The sequence below is a fragment of the Cryobacterium arcticum genome, from assembly GCF_003185895.1.
Taxonomy (GTDB): Bacteria; Actinomycetota; Actinomycetes; order Actinomycetales; family Microbacteriaceae; genus Cryobacterium; species Cryobacterium arcticum.
The window spans coordinates 77,305-92,125 of sequence record NZ_QHLY01000012.1; the positions used below are offsets into that span (position 1 = coordinate 77,305).

Sequence of the window (14,821 nt, forward strand, 5' to 3'; positions counted from 1 at the left end):
GAGACGAGGACACCATGACCCTGGAGGACTCTCGTGCCTTCCCCCGTCTCAGCCGAGAGCAACTCATTCGGATGAGACGGTACGGCGTTCGTCAGTCCGTCACTGTGGGAGAACTCATTTATCACGTCGGGGAGCCTGTCGCCGACCTGGTGCTCGTGGAGCGCGGAGCCATCGACATCTTCTCTGCGAGCACTGCTGACTCACCCGAGAAGTTCATCACACGGCACACGCACGGCAGGTTTCTCGGTGAGCTGAGCCTGCTCACGGGACAGTACTCCTACCTCATCGCCCGTGTCACCGTCGCCGGAAGCATCTACCGGATTCCGCCTGCCGGATTCCGAAGGCTGATGGCCGAGGACGGCGAACTGTCCGAGATCCTCCTTGAGGCCTTCCAGGCCCGCCGCGAGCTGGTGAAGGGCGTGGCCGCGCACACAATGGAGATTCTCGGCAGCCCCTCGTCCTCCACCTCCTTGGCCCTGCGTGCGTTCGCCGAACGGTTCGACCTGCCCCACGTCTGGTTCGACAGCGCTTCTGTCGCCGGCCTCGCACTGATGCGAACGACCGGTGTCGGACGCGACCAGCTTCCTGTCGTCTTCCTACCAGGCGGCGTGCTCCACCGGGCCACCCCAGGCCGGCTCGCCGAGCGCCTCGGCCTGTCCTACCGGCCAAGCGACGGCTCCGTGGACCTAGTCGTCGTCGGCGCTGGCCCGGCCGGCATGGCGGCCGCCGTCTACGGCGCTTCTGAAGGGCTCAAGACGGTGCTGCTGGATACTGTCAGCCCAGGAGGGCAGGCTGCCGCGAGTTCGCGTATCGAGAACTACCTCGGTTTCCCCGCCGGCATCAGCGGCACCGACCTCACCAGCAGGGCGTGTGTCCAAGCGCTCAAATTCGGCGCGCGCATCTACGCCCCCTGCCAGGTCGTCGGACTGGACGTCGACCAGCCCATGCCCTCGCTTCGAATGGAAGATGGCAGAGAGTTCCAGGCCGGAGCGGTCATCGTCGCTACCGGCGCCCAGTACAGCACCCTGCCCATCCCAGGGTGGGCGCGGTTCGAACGGGCAGGGATCTTCTTCGGCGCCACGAAGCTGGAAGCGACGGCCTGCGCCGGCAGACCTGTTGTGGTCGTCGGAGGTGCGAATTCGGCGGGGCAAGCCGCGTTGTTCCTGGCTAGCCACAATTGCCGAGTCGACGTCGTCATCCGAGGGCCAGATGTGGGTGCCGGCATGTCCAACTACCTTGTCGAGAGACTCCTATCCCACGACAGGATCCGGGTGCTCACATCCACCGAAGTCACCGCACTCGACGGTGGAGAGACGCTGCAGGAGGTGACGTTGACCGACAATGTCACTGGTCAACACCGGCAGAAGGAATACGGTGCACTGTTCTGCTTCATCGGCGCCGCGCCCGCAACGCGATGGCTCACCGGTATCGCAGTCGACAGCCATGGATTCATCCTCACCGACGTCAACATCGACGCTGACACATTTCAAACCGCCACCACGCCAGGGCGTATGCCCTTGCCTTTCGAGACTTCTGCTGCCGGCGTGTTTGCGGCAGGCGATGTAAGACGCGGGTCGATGAAGCGGGTGGCGGCCGCAGTCGGTGAGGGCGCGAGCGCTGTGTCCTCGGTCCATCAAGCCATTCACGCCAGGATGTGATTGGTGTGCCGGAAAGGAGCGGGAGAGTGAATGCAATCTCAGACCAAGACATCGACAGCGCCTACAAGGAGCTCGGGTACCTCGACCCGCGTTTCGAGCAGCTGAGGGAGCGGCTCGGGACACCTGATCCGTTCCATTTTCCAGACGGTGGCCGCACTGTCGACAGCAATTTCGCGGGTATGGTCATGCACATTCTCGCGCAACAGATTGCGACTCGAGTCGCCCTCGTGATCTACGACCGACTCGTCACTGCGACGGGCGGAACGCCCACACCCGAGACTGTGCTGATGCTCGACGTCGAGCAGCTCAAAGCCATCGGCACCTCCCATTCGAAGGCGACGTACGTGCGTTCATTTGCGGAAGCCGTGAGCTCTGGACAGCTCGTGATCGATCAGATGGACAGCGTCAGCGACAAAGACGCCGAGGAGTCGCTGACCCGGGTGAAAGGAATCGGGCCGTGGAGCGCCGAGATGTTCCTCATCCACCAACTACGCAGAAGCGACATCCTGCCCGCCGGAGATCTCGGCATTCGTGCTGCCATCCGGAATCTCGATTCGCTCCCGGAAGTTCCCTCTATCGACGAGGTGCGCGCCCGCGGCGAAGCGTGGAAGCCCTACCGGACGTATGCCGCGGCGCTGCTGTGGCGGTCCCTCTCAGAGCCCGCGGCGGCCGCCCTCGACCGGAGCGAGGAAGCTTGAAATGGCTACCCGGATCGACGACGCCAGGCGCTCTTTGGCCATTGCCCATGAGCCTGCGCGGGCGTTTTTGGTGGCAATCTGTGTTGCACAGAACGTATTACCAAGGAGGGTTATTTTGGAAAGCTCGGCCGCGACGAGGGCGTACGACGATCTTGTTTTGTCCATGAGCGTGGATCAGGACAACGATGTACTTGTCACTTCCGACGGGCTCCGCGCACGCGGTCGACTCTTCGCGTTTATGGACGGCAACGACCTCGTGGTCGCCTTGCCCGAGGCCAGGGCGCGGGATCTTATACAACGCGCCGTTGGGTATGAATTCGAAGCGACGGGCCACCCCGGGCGGGCTTGGGTGCGGATCCGGGATAGGCAGCTTTGGTCGGAGCTCGCTCGTGAAGCGCACGAATACGTGGGCGAACCTCCCGTTGGTGGCGATTCCTGAGTTCCCTTGCCGGGCCCTGATCTGCGCATCCGTTCGAGAAGTCGTCCTCGACCCGGATCATTTCCTCGAGTTGGGGTCCTCGTCCCCGATGATCCCGGTGGACCTGCGGGCACAGGAGTTTTGGCCCCAGGGCGCCCGCGAAGTGGCCACGGCCACGGCCACATCCGCGTCGGCTCGGGGGTGTGATCGGTGATGCCACTACACCTCCGTCAACCCACTGGGCAGAATTCGAGCAGGTCCAGGGATAGTGCTGTTCACACCACTTCTGCTTTAGTCGCTAAAGTACTTAGATGAGCACATTGGCCATTTTCGGTGCGACGGGCAAGACTGGTCGGCGCGTACTCGACCGCGTCCTCGCCGCAAAATATGACGTCCGCGTTCTCGTCCGTGATCCCGAGAAGCTGCCACGAGCAACCCGCGTTCAGCCGTCGTTGACGATCGTCCACGGTGACGTGCTGAACAGCGCCGATGTCGACCGCACAGTCCGCGACTCACGCGTGGTCCTCGCACTGTTCGGCCAGGTGAAGGGATCGACGAAGACTCTGCAGGCCGACGGCACCGACAACCTCGTGGCTGCGATGTCTCAACACGGCGTGCGGCGCATCGTGACCCTGGCGGGCGGGGGCCTTCGGGCCGACGGCCGTGATGACCTTGCCGACTTCATCCTGACCCAAATCGACGACCGCACATTCATCCATCAGATGCCGTTCGTGAGCAACTGATGGCAGACCGCTACGACCGCGCGGCGCACATCGCCTTAGTGCTTGAGTCCGTAACGCTACTCAGCCAAATGATCGCTTCCGGTCCTCGGGTCCTGTTCCACGGGCGTGACCTCACTCGGACACAGATGCGCGCGCTATTCGTGTTGGCGCATGACGAATCGCCAGTCACCCCCGGGCGCCTCGCCAAGGTACTGGGAATCACAGCCGGAGCAATCACTCAGCTCATCGATGGATTAAAGGACCAGAAACTCGTTGAAACCGTGCCGAATCCAAACGACGCACGCTCCAGAGTCATCCGCCTGACCGCGAACGCCGATGATGAGGTCCGACGATTTGAACGCTCAACCGTGGAGCGCATGATGCCACGTTTCGCCGCGGTTGACGATGCTGGGCTGACCGCGCTCTCGCAGACCATTTCACGCATAACGAAGGAACCATGAGTACTCATCATGCAGTGTTCGTGACCGGCGCCAGCGGCACCGTCGGTTCATCCGTCGTTCAATACCTGCTCGAGCTCGGCGTCCCCGTCGTCGCAGCAACGCGAAGTAATGCGGATGCCACCCGGTTGGCGCCTGGGGCAGAGTCACGCCATTTCGACTTAGCGATGACACGCATGGAGCTTGAGGCGGCACTGTCGGGATGCGATCGCCTCTTCTTGATGAGGCCTCCGGCGATCTCTGATGTGCAGACCTACCTCTTTCCCCTCATTGACGCGGCGCAGCGAGTTGGAATCCGGCAGATCGTGTTCCTCTCCTTACAAGGAGTGCAGGGCAACAAGAGAACTCCGCACCACGCGGTCGAGCAGTACTTGAAGCGAATCGACGCGCCGTACACGTCGCTGCGTCCGAACTTCTTCATGCAAAATCTCACCGCGATGTACGGGGCGGAGATTCGTGAGAGCAGCGAGATCTTCGTTCCGGCCGGGCGCTCGTTCACAGCGTTTATCGACGCGCGCGACGTTGGTCGTGTCGCTGCCGCCGTCTTTACCAGCGGCGGCCACCTACGAAAGGCGTACACCCTGTCGGGCGAGCAGCCTCTTAGCTATGCGCGGATCGCTCGTACCCTTAGCCGTGTCCTTCAACGACCGATCCACTACGCCCGACCATCGGAACGAGAGTACCTCGACCGCCTTCGCTCCGAGGATCGACCCGGCGATTACATCGATGTGCAGAAAATGATCTATCGCATCGTCCGCTGGAACATCTCCGCCTTCCCGAACCGAAAGATCCGCCAACTCACAGGCCGCCCGGCAACAACCTTTCTCGAATTCGCCGAACGAGAGAAAGCGGTGTGGGAACGCTGACGGCCTGACAATGATGCGCATGCCGGCAAATGGCCGTCGTCGTCTCTTGGCGGGATTACTCGCAGTGGTACAGGCGAACGGTAGGCCGAAGGAGGATGACGAAGAGCATTTCGAGCTCATTTTGGTCGGTGGCACCGCCAGCGAAGCGGCAACTCTCTTCCAAGAATTTTTTCGGGAGCTGTCGAAAATGGGCTTGTCCGTTCGCTATAAGAATGAAACGGTTCCATTGACGAAAGGACACAACCATGAAGTACGTCATCATGTTTACCTTCGACCCCGAGCTCGACGCGCAAGTGTCGGAGGACCGGATGCAGGGCCTCTACGGGCGCGCCAACCAGTGGTACGGAGAGAACGCGGCGCAGATCGCCGATGGTGGAGCCCAACTGCAGCCCGTCGAGACGGCGACCACCGTGAAGTACGGCGAGAGCGGCAGCGTCGTGGTCGATGGGCCGTTCTCCGAGGCTAAGGAGGTCGTCGGCGGCTTCAGTGTCATCGACGTCCCGGATATGGACGCCGCGATCGCGCTGGTTCGGACATGGCCGTTCCTCGAACTGCCCGGCTGGGGTGTGGAGATCCGCCCGATCTTGACCATCGCCAGCCAGTCCGAGGAGTGAGCGGTTCGGATGCCGCGGCCCGTCCGGACGACGCCAGCGCGCCGAGCGGCGAGGTCGCGGCGTCCGATCTCCTTCTCTCGCAAGTCGTGCGCGAGCAGTCCGGACGAATCGTGGCGGCGCTGGCCCGGTCTCTCGGCAGCCTGGACATCGCTGAAGAGGCGGTGGCCGAGGCCGTCGAGGAGGCGCTCCGCGCGTGGCGAAAGGGCGGGATCCCGCCGAACCCGGGCGCTTGGCTCACGCAAGCCGCGCGCCATAACGCGCTCGATCGCCTGCGCCGCGAGAAGAGGTACCGCGAGAAGCTGGCCAGCATGGTACCCGGCATCGACTCGGAGTCCGCGGTGCTGGAAAACGCCTGGCCCGATTCGTCCGCCGAGCTCGACGACCGGCTTTCGCTGCTGTTCGGCTGCTGCCACCCCGCACTGGCGCCGGAGGCTCAACTCGCGCTCACGCTGCGAGCGGTGTGCGGCCTCACCACGGCGCAGATCGCGCGTGCCACCTTCAGCACCGAGCCCGCGACGGCGCAGCGAATCGTGCGCGCCAAGCGGAAGATCGGCGCGACCGGCATCCCGCTGCGTATACCGGACGCGACGGATCGGGCGGCACGACTCGACATCGTCCTCACGATCGTGTCAGTCATGTACAACGAAGCTCATCTCGTCGCCGGTGGCGACGCCGCCGCGGACCGCGACCTCGCCGATGACGCGCTGTGGCTGGCAGGCGTGATTGCGGCGGCGCTTCCGCGTGAGGCGGAGGCTCACGGCCTCCTCGCGCTAATGCTGTTCCACCGGGCGCGGGAATCGGCGCGGTCCGTGGACGGCGAACTGGTGCTGATGGCCGATCAGGACCGGTCAAGATGGAACCAGACTCTCATCGTTCGCGCACGCGCCGAGCTGGACCAGGCCGCCCGGTTACGGCGCCCAGGCCGTTGGCAGCTGCACGCGGCGATCGCCGCGTGTCACGCGGATGCCGAGACCACAGCGGAAACCGACTGGCTGCAGGTGCTCGTGCTCTATGACCTGCTCCTTGGCTACGACCCATCGCCTGTGGTGCGGCTCAATCGCGCCGTCGCGCTGGATCGGGTGGGAGCCCCCACGGCAGCGCTCACCGAGGTCGACGCCCTTGAGGGCCAGCTCACACGGGCCCACCTCTGGCATGCCGTGCGCGCGCACCTGCTGCGTCGGCTCGGACGCGACGACGAGGCAGTCGCCGCGGATCTGCACGCTCTGGAACTGACAGCGAACGACGCCGAGCGTCGACTCCTCGCTGCCCGCACCGCTAGGTGACCGTTCGGTTGCGCGGCCTTACGCCGGTCTCGCGCCGCACGCGGCACACCAGGCTGTTGCGAGAGGTCGCCGCCTTCGCCTGGCGCGCCAGGGCCTGCGCCAGCGCGGCAGCGACCGCGTCCGCCTGCAGGGCGGACGCGGTCGGCTCGTCGCTGGGAGCGATCAGAACGGGTTCGTCGACGGGTCCACGAGCGGGCGAACCTCGACGCCGCCGAAGGGGGCCGGGCAGAGCTTAGCGATCTCGACGGCGTGGTTGAGGTCGCGGGCCTCGAAAGAGTAGTAGCCGCCGAAGGCCTCCTTGGACTCAACGAACGGGCCGTCCGTCGCAGTGCCGCCACCCTTGATCGTTTTGGCCGTCGTCACGGACGCGAGCGCCCCTCCGCCCGTGAGGGTCCCACCGAGCTCGGAGACCTGCTTGGTGAACGTGTTGTGCGCGTCGACCAGCGCGCCCCACGCCTCGGGCGACATGGTCGCGTAGCGCGCCTGGTCTTCGTAGATGAGGACTATGTACTGGGACATGGAGCTGCCTCCTGCATTAGATCGCGGGCCCGGCCTGTCCGGCCCCGTCATCAATACAGCGAATAACCTGCCCCCGGATCGACAGCCAGGCCAAGATTGTTCAAATTTTCCCGCCGCCGCCGCCGCCGCCGCCGCCGCCGTGCGTGATGGAGTCCGCTTTGCGTGCTGGAGTACACTCCAGCGGCCCTCCGCCTCGCGGTGGAGCGGCGCGACGGGATGCCGCCCGCCGACGCCCAGATGTGCAGCGGATGGGAGCCCTATGACAGTCGGTCTCCAGCGACGACGCAGTCAGAGCGTTGGCGAGTTTTGTTCGCTACCTTTCTCGCATGAGTAATTGACGACGGCGCCGAGGGCGGCGAAGCGGGGGAGTAGGAGGCTAGCCATTAGTCTGTCTTCCTTCAGCCGCGATGGTGGGGCCTGCAGTTATGGCAATTGGACTATTGAGTGGGGGTTCCCGCAGTCGGCGGTTGCCGTCGTAACCATGGGCAATCGCAGCGACTTAGTTTGTGGTGCTCGCTTCTTGCGGCTTCGCGACGAGCCTCGGACGGGTAAGCCAGCGTAGGGGCGGTGGCCGCGATTGTAGTCGAGCCCACCGCCCTTTCGCATGCGTTGGGATCAGCGCACGCGGGTCCAGGTGCCGGAGAGTTGCACGAACTCGCCGCCGATGACGGAGCTGGCCATGCAGGCGCCCTCGGTGTAGTCCTCGATGTGGGTGACGTGGTCGCCCGAGTCGGGTTCGGTCCAGCGCACGACGTAGAGTCCGTCGCGTACCTGGGCGGTGGTGTAGTCCATCGTCTCGGTGCGGCCTGCGATGGCGCCGCCGGTGACGTTGAAGGTGACGCTGGTCTCGGTGTTGAAGGTGATCTCGACGGTGAAGTGGCCGAGCGGGGTGTTCGGTCCGAGGTCAGCGAGCCAGGTCTGGCCAACGCTGGGAAGGGTGGCGTTGATGTTCATGGGAATTGCTCTTTCTGTTGGGGGTGGGGTTAGAACTCGAGGATGAGGCGGCCGCGCAGGCCGCCCTGCTCGAGTCGTTTGTGGGCGGATGCCGCGTGGGCGGCCGGGTAGGTGGCGGCGATTCGGGTTGTGAGCTCGTTTCGCTCGACGGCCCGGGCGAGTCGTTGGATCGCGTCGTGACGCCGGTTCGAACGCATCACGTAGGAACTGAACACACGAATGTCCCGACCTGGAGTCACCGAGGTGGGGAGGTAGAAGGCGATTTGCCCGCCGTCTCTGACGGCGCCCAGCACGGCATTCGTCAGGATCGCGGCGTCAGCGAGAGCATCGGCGCCTCGCCCGTCGGTGGCAGCGAGCACACCGGTCACGAAGTCGGCATCGCGGTCGAGGATGACGGCGGCGCCGAAGCTGCGGACGAGAGCCTGATCCTTCAACGGTGCGTCGGCGATGACGCTCAGTCCGCGGCGGGCGGCGAGCTCGACGAGATACCCTCCTACGGCGCCCGTGGCACCGGTGACCGCGAGGGTCGAACCGGGTTCCAGGGCGAGTTCTTCCAGCGTGATCTCGGCTGTCAGAGCGTTGGACAAGAACGACGCGCCTTCGGTGTAGCCGATGTTCGGCGGCATGCCCGTGACGGACTCGGCGGGGAGCACGATGAGTTCGCTGTAGCCGCCGTGGCTGCCCTCGGGAACGACGAAGCCGATCACGGGATCGCCCAGGCTGAGAGCGAAGCCATCGGGCTGGTCTGGACCGATCTCGTCGATCGTTCCGGCGACATCCATGCCCGGAACGATGGGATCGGTAATCTCGCCGTCTTTGCCGGCGAAACCCCCAGAGCGGATGATCGCGTCGACCGGGTTGACCGCCGCCGCCCGCACCCTTATGCGTACCTCGCCGGGGCCCGCGTGCGGATCCGGGAGCTGGACGGGATGCAGCGTGCCCGGGTCGCCGTATTGAGTAAGACCGATGGCCTGCATTGTTTCCTCGTTTCTTGAAGTGTGGCCGGTGCGGCACATCGGTTGACCTGATGGTGCCGCGCCCGTTCTTCCATCACAGCGCAAGACCGCCCAGAGCGGGATGCTGTGGTCTGAGGTGTTCCAGCAGGGCACCCCAGCGCGCTCCGGTTGGATCTAGCGTGATCACCATGAGCAATAACGAGGATGTGCGCGCGTTCTTGATGTCGCGTCGCGCGAATGTGACGCCGGAGGATGTGGGGCTGCGTGGCGACACGACTCGCCGGGTACCGGGACTCCGCCGCAATGAGGTCGCGGTCCTCGCAGGGGTTAGCGTGGAGTACTACTCGCGGGTCGAACGCGGCAACCTCGCCGGAGTCTCTGATGCGGTGCTGGATGCCCTAGCCGGAGCGCTCCGGCTCGACGACGCTGAGCGGGCGCACCTGTTCGACCTGTCCCGGCAGGCCAACGCATCGCCGGTCCGTCGTGCCCGGCGAACACCCGCGCGAACCCTTCCGCCCGTCATGACCTGGACGCTCAATGCCATCACCGGCGGGGCAGCTTTCGTGCGCAACAACCGGCTCGACATCATCGCCGAGAACGCTCTGCTGCGCGGCCTCTATCGCGACGCATACGCCCTCGGTGAGCGCCCCGTGAACTTGGCGCGGTTCGCGTTTCTTCAGCGAGAGACCGCTGAGCAGTTCTACATGGACTGGAAAGCGGCAGCCGACCTCAACGTGGGCTTGCTCCGGACGGAGGCCGGCCGCAGCCCGCACGACAAGGCGCTGCAGGATCTCATCGGCGAGCTCAGTGTGCGCAGCGAAGAATTTCGCCGGAGGTGGGCGGCGCACGACGTGCGCGTGCACACCACCGCCCCGAAGCTGATCCGGCACCCTGTTGTGGGAGACCTCAACCTAGTGTTTCAGTCCTTTGACGCCGGAACCGACCCGGGCCTTCACCTCGTTACCTACACCGCCGAACCCGGCTCGCCGTCGGCTGAACGCCTTGCCCTGCTCGCGACCTGGGTGGCAACCACCGAATCGGAACAGCTCACGGCCAAGAGGCAGGGATAATTCCTCGGTTTATTTGCGTTCGCTGGGGTTCACAGGTAGTCGATTCAGGCCAGCGTATGGCCTGCCTCCGTCAGGATCGTTCGAGCCCTCTCGCTATCCGCCGCCTGCACCATGAGGATGTCCCCGTCGAACGTTGAGATGACGAACACAGCGCACCCGGCCGCCGACAGCGGCGCAACGAGGGACGTGACGACTCCTGTGAGTCCGAACGGGATCGGACCACTCGCGTAGAGGGCTCGCCATGTGCCATCGATTTGGGCATCGGCGGGTGCCCGCTCTGAAACACACACGATAGACAACTCCTGGGGAGTTCGTGTTATCGAGACGTATTCACCCGCCGACAAGGCGCTAAGGAGGTTTTTCGGCATCTCGGCGGTCGCAGGCAAGCGGGCAATGACGTAGTCGCCTGCGAGCTGGAAGAGTTCTACAGAGGGAGTCGGCATCGGAGTGTCCTGGTTCTGCTTGCGCGGAAGGCCCCGAATCGGGAAGCCACTAGCATCGCGCCGAAGCCATCATGCACGACGACGGGCTGTGGTCAAAATCCAGTTGTCGCGCTCTCCCGGAACTGAACTCCATACGGCATCCGCACAACCGGTGGGAATGATGTTCGACGTAAGGACCGATGGGTGCCCTGACAGAACGCCTCACGACAGAAACTCCCACTCGCCCGAAAACCGAGGTGTCATGGATACACACTTTCGAGAGGACCCACAATGAAAGCCACCATCATGTACGGCGCCGGCGACGTTCGCGTCGAGACCGTTGCCGACCCCACCATTCAGCAGCCCACCGACGCCATCGTGCGCACCGTGCTGAGCTGCGTCTGCGGATCCGACCTGCACCCTTACCACTCAATGCCCGCCACCGAACACGGCCAGAGCATGGGCCACGAGCTCCTCGGCGTCGTCGAAGAGATCGGTTCCGCCGTTAGCACGGTGAAGAAGGGCGACCTCGTCATCGTCCCGTTCGCCTTTTCAGACAACACCTGCCAGATCTGCACAGACGGCTTCCAGACCGCCTGCCCGCACGGCGGGTTCTACGGAACCCCCGACACCGCAGGCCTGCAGGCCGAGCTCGCGCGCGTGCCGCTGGCCGATGGCAGCCTCGTCGTCGTGCCCGGCATTACCGAGAACGACTCCGCGCTCCTGCCGAGCCTCCTCACGCTGTCGGATGTCTACCTCACCGGCTACCACGCCGCACACATGGCCCGCATTCAGGCAGGCCAGACCGTCACCGTGATCGGCGATGGCGCCGTCGGCCTCTCCGCGGTGCTCGCCGCCAAGCAGCTCGGCGCCGAACGCATCATCCTGATGGGCCGGCACACCTCGCGCACCGACCTCGGCCGCCAGTGGGGAGCCACAGATGTCGTCGCCGAACGCGGCGAAGACGGCATCAACAAGGTGCTCGACCTCACCAACGGCTCCGGCTCGCACGTGGTCCTTGAGGCGGTCGGCCTGATGCCCGCCTACGAGCAGTCGTTCAAGGTCGTCCGGGCCGGCGGCGTGATTTCTCGCGTCGGTGTGCCCCAGTACGAGGAAGCCCCGATCGGCTTCATGTCGCTGTTCGGCAAGAACATCACCCTCACCGGCGGACCAGCGCCCGTGCGTGCCTACATCGAACAGGCCATCCCGCTGGTACTCGACGGCACCATCGACCCCGGCAAGGTCTTCGACCGCACCGTCTCGATCGACGACGTACCGGCGGGATACGCCGCGATGGACGCCCGCGAGGCACTGAAGGTTCTCGTCACGGTCTAGTACGAGGTCACAGGGGAGTGCTGCCACGGGATGACACCGTGCGCAGCCCTGCCCTCCTTCGCGCGTTACATGTGGATGCGCCGACGGTGCTGCGAACCAGACCGTGGACCGAGCGCACGACCGATTGCCATCACTGGCGACGATCGGTCACCTGCGCGGCACATGTGGGGGATAGATTGAAGGGCTCGTGGGACCAATCAAAGAGGGTCCACAAGTCCATCATTTAGCCATCTAATTCATCTCTATTTGACCCAAAACGATGGGTTACAATTGGAGGCAGCGAATCGCCTGATTCCCTGTAAACACAAGGGAATCCGAGGGTTTTCGGAGACATTCGGTAACGTCTAAATTAAGGCCAGAACCTTCAGGGGGTCGCAGGTTCAAATCCTGTCAGCCTGACCATGAAGCCCCCGAAGCCATGTGGTGTCCGGGACTTTTTCGGTTCACACCTGCAAAGTCCCGTCGTAGCATTGTGCGCTGCCGCGATTTTCGGCAAGACCCCCACGCCTGTTGGGCGAGGAATATGATCTCGCCATGGACAGCAAGGACATCGGCAAGACCGAACGCCAAGTACCTGCGACGGAGGCTAATGCGCAGAGCGACACCGCCGGGACTCTGCCAGAAGCCATGACCGGACGGGCGAGCCCCGCGAAAGCGGCCGTCGGCGACAAGCCGGTCTTCGCCTACATCGCAAGCCTCCCGCAGCCGCAACGAGGTATTGCGGAAGCAGTCGATGCTCTCGCAGTCAAGACCCTGCCCGACCTCCAGCGATCCGTGAAGTGGGGCATGGCGTACTACGGCGTCGGCGACGGATGGTGCTTCAGCTGCGGCGGGTTCGCCGGCCACGTCAAGCTTATGTTCGTCAACGGCACGGCGCTCGAGCCGGTACCGCCGGTGACGCCAATCGGGATGGGCAGGTCAACGAGGGGAGTGGAGCTCGAGTCCGTGGACGACATCGACGAACGTCAGATATCGGCGTGGATGACGCAGATCGCATCCGCGCCGGGTGTCGGCGGTAAGAGGCGTTGACCACCGGCACAGCGCATTGAGGTGAAGCCGGCGGCGCGGCAGGAGGTCCTGCCGCGCAACCCCTTGGACCACGTCTCCCGCCTGCACGCGAGCCGCACGTCCCCGCCGCGCTCCCGGAGGTGAACGTGATCCGAGCGGCGATCGGGCGGGTCAGCTCCCGGTGGAGACGGGCGTGGCGGTGGGGGAGATGGCGTCCCCGGGCCAGGCTGACTCGTACGGGTGGCCGGTCAGCTTCTCGACGACCACACGGGTCTCGGAGGTGACCTCCTCCTTGGAGCCGCCGGCCTCGAGGCGGTCGATCTCGGCGCGCAGGACTCCGTGGCTCTGCGGGTCGAGGTACATGAACCGCGAGATGGCCAACGCGATAGCGATGAGGACCAGCGGCCCGACGATGACGACGAGCGCGATGACGTGCTGGGTGCCGGAGCTCTGCACGAGGGGGCAGGAGTCGATGCACGAGGCGTCGAGCTGCACGCCGCCCTCGCTGCCGGGCTTGAGGAAGCCACCCATGTCCAGGAACCACGAGACGATGAGGGTCGCGACCGCGCCTGTCGACTTGCGGCCGAAGGTCATCACCGCGGCATAGATTCCGGCGCGGTCCTGGCGGGTCATGATCCGGTCGACGTCGGGGATGAACGGGAAGACGTTCCACGGCGTGAACTCGAGGACGGATCGTCCGGCCTGATACGCGAGGCCGACGATGACGAGCAGCACCATCGTCGAGGACGGCTGGAGTAGGTAGATCGCGCCGAGGGCGAGCAGGCAGGCGATGATCACGGAGTAGGACATGGCAAACAAGTAGCGCGGGCCCTTCCGGATCATGAGGAAGGCGGCGAGCACCGTGGTCGGCAGCCCGATGATGGACAGCGACTGGAGGGTGAGGCCGAAAGACTCGCTGCCGTTCACGGCGTACACGACGAAGAACGTCAGCGCTGTAGCGAAGATGTCCTTGCCCGTGAAGGAGAAGAGATAGATCGCCAGGTGCTTGCGGAAGCTCGAGTTCTTGAACGTCGAGCCGAAGTCCTTGAGGTTGTCGGCAACAAGCTTGCCGACGGGCACCTTGGGCTGGGCGTCGAGCTCCGCGAGGAACTCCGGGGTGAGCTTGCGCTCCCAGGTGGTGAAGTACGTCGTGATGACGGCGCCGGCGAACAGCACGGAGAAGATGAGACCGGTGATGAGGTAGGCGTGCGGGTTGTTCGTCTCCTTGATCTGGGCCGGGATGAAGAAGACGAGGAAGGTGCCCGTGGCCGAGAGGAACATACGGGTCGAGCTGAGCTTGGTCCGCAGCTTGTAGTCGTCCGTCATCTCAGTGGGCAGGGTCTCCCACGGGATGAGAATCATCGCCATGATCATCTCGACGGCCAGGTAAACGAGCAGGTAGTACCAGAAGCCCTGGTGCGAGATCCACAGAAGGGGGAAGACCACGAGGAGCAGGGGTGCGCCGATCAGCAGGAAGAAGTGGCGGCGGCCGAACTTCTTGCCCAGGCGGGTCCGATAGAAGTTGTCGGTCAGCGGGCCGATGATCAGACTGACGACCGCATCGACGATGCGGGCGATGAAGAGGATCGTGCCGGCTTGGACGGCGCTGACATCCCCGTAGGTCGTGAAGAAGTACAGCATCAGGCCGCTGATGATGGTGTTCCAGCCGCCGCCCATGAGGTCTAGTACACCGAAGCCAATGCTCCGGGCGAGCGTGATGGGGCGGGCCGTGTACACGCGCCTGGTCGTTTTTTCTATGAGGGGACTCACGTCATTGTGCCTTCTGCTTCAGGGCCCCAGGTTCGTTCCCAAGACGCTTGCACACTACCATACAACCACA

General features: G+C 64.4%; 16 protein-coding genes. 11 read left to right on the forward strand and 5 right to left on the reverse strand.

Translation table 11 applies throughout. The features are described 5' to 3' along the window. Window positions 1-14: 14 nt before the first annotated feature. The 8 genes from CTB96_RS10010 (at window position 15) to CTB96_RS10050 (ending at window position 6,717) form a co-directional block, all read left to right on the forward strand. The gene (locus CTB96_RS10010) at window positions 15-1,658 is read left to right on the forward strand and encodes an FAD-dependent oxidoreductase (protein WP_110126781.1); all 1,644 of its coding nucleotides are present in this window, start codon (window positions 15-17) and stop codon (window positions 1,656-1,658) included. Further along, on the forward strand, window positions 1,655-2,356 hold the full coding sequence (locus CTB96_RS10015) for a DNA-3-methyladenine glycosylase family protein (protein WP_146215790.1): 702 nt from the start codon (window positions 1,655-1,657) through the stop codon (window positions 2,354-2,356). The genes CTB96_RS10010 and CTB96_RS10015 overlap by 4 nt, the downstream gene beginning before the upstream one ends. A 1-nt stretch (window position 2,357) precedes the next feature. Next, window positions 2,358-2,795 (forward strand): hypothetical protein, encoded by a 438-nt coding sequence (locus tag CTB96_RS20785; protein ID WP_248283323.1) that lies wholly within the window; start codon window positions 2,358-2,360, stop codon window positions 2,793-2,795. A 290-nt stretch (window positions 2,796-3,085) separates the two neighbouring features. Beyond that, window positions 3,086-3,517 carry an NAD(P)-dependent oxidoreductase gene (locus tag CTB96_RS10025; RefSeq protein WP_110126783.1) on the forward strand — a complete coding sequence of 144 codons (432 nt, stop codon included), beginning with the start codon at window positions 3,086-3,088 and terminating at the stop codon, window positions 3,515-3,517. Then, the gene (locus CTB96_RS10030) at window positions 3,517-3,957 is read left to right on the forward strand and encodes a MarR family winged helix-turn-helix transcriptional regulator (protein ID WP_110126784.1); all 441 of its coding nucleotides are present in this window, start codon (window positions 3,517-3,519) and stop codon (window positions 3,955-3,957) included. The genes CTB96_RS10025 and CTB96_RS10030 overlap by 1 nt, the downstream gene beginning before the upstream one ends. Then, window positions 3,954-4,820 carry an NmrA family NAD(P)-binding protein gene (locus tag CTB96_RS10035; protein ID WP_110126785.1) on the forward strand — a complete coding sequence of 289 codons (867 nt, stop codon included), beginning with the start codon at window positions 3,954-3,956 and terminating at the stop codon, window positions 4,818-4,820. The genes CTB96_RS10030 and CTB96_RS10035 overlap by 4 nt, the downstream gene beginning before the upstream one ends. Window positions 4,821-5,065: 245 nt before the next feature. After that, on the forward strand, window positions 5,066-5,434 hold the full coding sequence (locus tag CTB96_RS10045) for a YciI family protein (protein WP_110128414.1): 369 nt from the start codon (window positions 5,066-5,068) through the stop codon (window positions 5,432-5,434). Further along, window positions 5,431-6,717 carry an RNA polymerase sigma factor gene (locus tag CTB96_RS10050; protein WP_248283324.1) on the forward strand — a complete coding sequence of 429 codons (1,287 nt, stop codon included), beginning with the start codon at window positions 5,431-5,433 and terminating at the stop codon, window positions 6,715-6,717. Before CTB96_RS10045 ends, CTB96_RS10050 begins: the two co-directional genes overlap by 4 nt. Window positions 6,718-6,879: 162 nt before the next feature. Here CTB96_RS10050 and CTB96_RS10055 read toward each other — a convergent pair whose 3' ends face one another. The 3 genes from CTB96_RS10055 to CTB96_RS10065 form a co-directional block, all read right to left on the reverse strand. Then, window positions 6,880-7,236, reverse strand: a complete 357-nt coding sequence (locus CTB96_RS10055; protein WP_110126788.1) for a YciI family protein — start codon at window positions 7,234-7,236, stop codon at window positions 6,880-6,882. 615 nt (window positions 7,237-7,851) lie between these two features. Then, window positions 7,852-8,190, reverse strand: coding sequence for a MoaF-related domain-containing protein (locus tag CTB96_RS10060; protein ID WP_110126789.1), 339 nt, complete (start codon window positions 8,188-8,190; stop codon window positions 7,852-7,854). Between the two features lie 29 nt (window positions 8,191-8,219). Then, window positions 8,220-9,167, reverse strand: coding sequence for an NADP-dependent oxidoreductase (locus CTB96_RS10065; RefSeq protein ID WP_181397222.1), 948 nt, complete (start codon window positions 9,165-9,167; stop codon window positions 8,220-8,222). A gap of 167 nt (window positions 9,168-9,334) precedes the next feature. Between CTB96_RS10065 and CTB96_RS10070 the strand changes: the two genes are divergently transcribed. After that, window positions 9,335-10,216 carry a helix-turn-helix transcriptional regulator gene (locus tag CTB96_RS10070; protein ID WP_110128415.1) on the forward strand — a complete coding sequence of 294 codons (882 nt, stop codon included), beginning with the start codon at window positions 9,335-9,337 and terminating at the stop codon, window positions 10,214-10,216. A gap of 44 nt (window positions 10,217-10,260) precedes the next feature. Here the strand turns inward: CTB96_RS10070 and CTB96_RS10075 are convergent, their stop codons facing one another. Next, a complete protein-coding gene (locus CTB96_RS10075) occupies window positions 10,261-10,659 on the reverse strand; it encodes an ACT domain-containing protein (RefSeq protein WP_110126791.1) in 399 nt (132 codons plus the stop codon). A gap of 270 nt (window positions 10,660-10,929) precedes the next feature. On the opposite strand from CTB96_RS10075, the gene CTB96_RS10080 reads away from it, so the two are divergent. Next, complete coding sequence (locus CTB96_RS10080; RefSeq protein WP_181397223.1) at window positions 10,930-11,973, forward strand: zinc-binding dehydrogenase; 1,044 nt, start codon at window positions 10,930-10,932, stop codon at window positions 11,971-11,973. 534 nt (window positions 11,974-12,507) lie between these two features. Further along, complete coding sequence (locus CTB96_RS10085; RefSeq protein WP_110126792.1) at window positions 12,508-13,002, forward strand: DUF1801 domain-containing protein; 495 nt, start codon at window positions 12,508-12,510, stop codon at window positions 13,000-13,002. Window positions 13,003-13,152: 150 nt separating this feature from the next. Here CTB96_RS10085 and CTB96_RS10090 read toward each other — a convergent pair whose 3' ends face one another. After that, window positions 13,153-14,751, reverse strand: a complete 1,599-nt coding sequence (locus tag CTB96_RS10090; protein WP_219993253.1) for an MFS transporter — start codon at window positions 14,749-14,751, stop codon at window positions 13,153-13,155. Window positions 14,752-14,821 lie beyond the last annotated feature (70 nt).

Excerpts from the sequence above, each read along its gene's own strand:
- CTB96_RS10010 (WP_110126781.1), top strand. The coding sequence starts at position 15 with ATGACCCTGGAGGACTCTCGTGCCTTCCCCCGTCTCAGCCGAGAGCAA.
- CTB96_RS10075 (WP_110126791.1), bottom strand. The coding sequence starts at position 10,659 with ATGCCGACTCCCTCTGTAGAACTCTTCCAGCTCGCAGGCGACTACGTC.
- CTB96_RS10035 (WP_110126785.1), top strand. The coding sequence starts at position 3,954 with ATGAGTACTCATCATGCAGTGTTCGTGACCGGCGCCAGCGGCACCGTC.
- CTB96_RS10055 (WP_110126788.1), bottom strand. The coding sequence starts at position 7,236 with ATGTCCCAGTACATAGTCCTCATCTACGAAGACCAGGCGCGCTACGCG.
- CTB96_RS20785 (WP_248283323.1), top strand. The coding sequence starts at position 2,358 with ATGGCTACCCGGATCGACGACGCCAGGCGCTCTTTGGCCATTGCCCAT.
- CTB96_RS10060 (WP_110126789.1), bottom strand. The coding sequence starts at position 8,190 with ATGAACATCAACGCCACCCTTCCCAGCGTTGGCCAGACCTGGCTCGCT.
- CTB96_RS10065 (WP_181397222.1), bottom strand. The coding sequence starts at position 9,167 with ATGCAGGCCATCGGTCTTACTCAATACGGCGACCCGGGCACGCTGCAT.
- CTB96_RS10045 (WP_110128414.1), top strand. The coding sequence starts at position 5,066 with ATGAAGTACGTCATCATGTTTACCTTCGACCCCGAGCTCGACGCGCAA.
- CTB96_RS10080 (WP_181397223.1), top strand. The coding sequence starts at position 10,930 with ATGAAAGCCACCATCATGTACGGCGCCGGCGACGTTCGCGTCGAGACC.
- CTB96_RS10070 (WP_110128415.1), top strand. The coding sequence starts at position 9,335 with ATGAGCAATAACGAGGATGTGCGCGCGTTCTTGATGTCGCGTCGCGCG.
- CTB96_RS10025 (WP_110126783.1), top strand. The coding sequence starts at position 3,086 with ATGAGCACATTGGCCATTTTCGGTGCGACGGGCAAGACTGGTCGGCGC.
- CTB96_RS10030 (WP_110126784.1), top strand. The coding sequence starts at position 3,517 with ATGGCAGACCGCTACGACCGCGCGGCGCACATCGCCTTAGTGCTTGAG.
- CTB96_RS10085 (WP_110126792.1), top strand. The coding sequence starts at position 12,508 with ATGGACAGCAAGGACATCGGCAAGACCGAACGCCAAGTACCTGCGACG.